Genomic DNA, 2,387 nt, shown 5'->3' on the forward strand with positions numbered 1-2,387 from the left:
CGCCAGCCCATCGGCTACTGGAGCTGGGCCGCCCGCGTGGCGACCGTGGGCCACATCCGCGCCGCCCTCGCCGAACACCGCCTCACCCAGCCGCCCTGGTGGATACTGGGCCAACTCCACGACGCGGACGAGGCGGGCCGCCCGCGCGCCGAGGTGGTCGCGACGCTCCGCGGCTATCTGGACGTCGGGGACGCGCTGGAACCGGAGATCGACGCCCTGAGGTCCACGGCCTGAGAGGGCCCCATGCGGACCTCGGGGGACTCGGCGGAGGTCACCAGGTAGGCGACGGCCTGACCGAAGATGCGCTCTGCCAGGTCACGCCCCATGGCGTGGTCCCGCATGACGAGTCGGACTTCCCTGTGCCACACCTGGGTGGGGACGCAGGTGCGGGGGTCTCGGACCTGTACCGCTGTTGCCATCAGTGGTTCCCTTCACGTGGTCGTGCTCGGGTGATGGAACCCGCCCCGGCCACCCGTACGTGCCTGGGTGACCAGGGCGGGGGTTCAGTGGGTCACGCGCCGTCTCAACTTCGCCAACGTCCGTGCCTGCTGGTGGTGTCGGGCTAAGGCGGCAAGCTGAATGCGTTCCCTGTCGTTGACGGGTCGTACTGAGATGGCGCGGGTCTGCCAGCGGAGGCCGGAGGGGCGAATCAGGATCAGCATGGGACCCTGCTGCGCCTGGACGACGCCGACCATCTGACTGGCGTTGTCGAACACGGCCGTACCGGGCTCACACACGGTTCCCTGTCTCATGCCCTCCGCCTTTCGCTGGTGACTGCACCTAGTCAACGGCGGGGAGACGGAGGGAACTTGCACACGAGTTGCACAGTTCTCCGCACACTCCAAGCGGTGGCGAGTGAAGGAACCTACTGCGGTTACCCGTAAGGCTTGCGACGATGGCTCCAGCGACCGTCTTCCTGGGTAGGGCTGATCACATGGGCAAGACCGCCGAACTGGCACCGGGCGCGAACCTTGCTGCGCTCCGGAAGGAACGTGGACTCACTCAGAGCCAGCTAGCGAGGCTTGCCAACGTCAGCGTTTCCCTGCTCTCCAAGATCGAAGTAGGGGACCGAACCCTGACCCCGGCCGTTGCTGCCGACCTGGGTAAGCCCATGGGGCTGAGCATGGCGGAGGTACTGGGTAAAGCGTCCGTGGCCCAGGACGGAGAAGAGCGCCTGTCGGCTCTCCGTTCAGCCGTCCGTGACTACGACCTACCAGGACGCCAAGAGGTCCAGGAGGACGCTCTCAGGGCCTCTGTGGAGGCTGCCGGGAAGTTCCGGGACAAGGCGGAGGTGGATCGGCTCCTAGCGATGCTGCCCGGCCTTCTGCAGGACGCCACGACGTATGCCCACGCTGCCAACACAGTGGACAGCTGGATGGCCCTGTCAGAGGTCTACAGCAGCGTCTATTGGCTGGCCGCCCGGCACAGGTGGATGGACATGGCGGAACTGGCCGTGACTCGCCAGAGGTGGGCCGTCGAGCAGAAGACCAACCCTTTGGGCATGGCGATTGCTGCCAGGGATAGGGCAGGGGCCTACCTGAACGGCGGGGACTTCGAAGGCGGCCTCATGGTCGTAGACCGGGCCATCAGCCAGGCACAGGCCAGCCTGTCAGGGCAGGAGAGGGCCTTTGCGGTCGGACTCCTGAACCTGCGGGGAATGACCTTGGCCGGACGCTTCAAGGACAAGAAGGAAGGAAAGAAGGAGGCGGAACGGCACATCAAGTCAGCCTGGGAAGCCTCCGAGTGGTTCCAGAGGGATTGGAACCGTCACAGCATGATCTTCGGCCCGCAGAACACGACCACACACGTTCTGGCTACTCGGCTGGACCTGGGGCGTCCTCGTGAGGCTCTGAGGGTGGCAGAAGACCTTGACGCGGCCCTGGAGGGCTTGCCCGCTACTCGTGTGGCTCCGTCCAGGATGAACATGGCCAGGGCACGGCTGGACGTGGGTGACCGTGACGGGGCTCTGGAGTCCCTGTCGGATGCGTGGAAGGCCGCCCCCCAGATGGCCCGCATCCACCCCATGGCGCGGGAGGTCTTCCGGGTTCTGTCGTCCCTGCACCGCCGCAGCAACCCTGAGCTTCTGCGCCTGTCCAAGCTGTCCGGCATCCCTGTGTGAAGGAACTGAACTTACTGGACCAACCGGCATCAGTGCCGACGGAAACCGTCACGGCGAAGGGCAGACGCTTCCTCTGCCTCTCCATGGGAGGGTCGGCCAGGGCAGAGAACGGGGTCACCTTCGCAGGCTCCTGGGGGCTCAGCTGGCAAACATGGCTGCGGCTTGGCTGAGGTCAGGCATGGCGGCCTCCTAGGCGCTGGCCAGCGAGAGCTTGACCGCGAACCCGAGGAACAGCTGTCTCTTATACACATCTCTGAGCGGGCTGGCA

Annotated in this window: 2 protein-coding genes and 1 pseudogene; 2 read left to right on the forward strand and 1 reads right to left on the reverse strand. The window is 65.9% G+C overall.

Translation table 11 applies throughout. The features are described from left to right. Positions 1-219, forward strand: a pseudogene (locus IH13_RS0112020) (MarR family transcriptional regulator); the annotation flags it as partial. A gap of 284 nt (positions 220-503) precedes the next feature. On the opposite strand, the gene IH13_RS0112025 reads toward IH13_RS0112020, so the two are convergent. Beyond that, positions 504-716 carry a hypothetical protein gene (locus IH13_RS0112025; RefSeq protein ID WP_093551796.1) on the reverse strand — a complete coding sequence of 71 codons (213 nt, stop codon included), beginning with the start codon at positions 714-716 and terminating at the stop codon, positions 504-506. Positions 717-934: 218 nt separating this feature from the next. Here IH13_RS0112025 and IH13_RS0112030 point away from each other — a divergent pair, with 218 nt between their 5' ends. Beyond that, positions 935-2,119 (forward strand): helix-turn-helix domain-containing protein, encoded by a 1,185-nt coding sequence (locus IH13_RS0112030; RefSeq protein ID WP_031083674.1) that lies wholly within the window; start codon positions 935-937, stop codon positions 2,117-2,119. Positions 2,120-2,387 lie beyond the last annotated feature (268 nt).

Origin of the sequence: Streptomyces sp. NRRL WC-3549, assembly GCF_000721935.1 — a bacterium.
GTDB lineage: Bacteria > Actinomycetota > Actinomycetes > Streptomycetales > Streptomycetaceae > Streptomyces.

What these genes read in the sequence shown, in the direction of transcription:
- IH13_RS0112030 (WP_031083674.1), top strand. Translation starts at nt 935, where the DNA reads ATGGGCAAGACCGCCGAACTGGCACCGGGCGCGAACCTTGCTGCGCTC.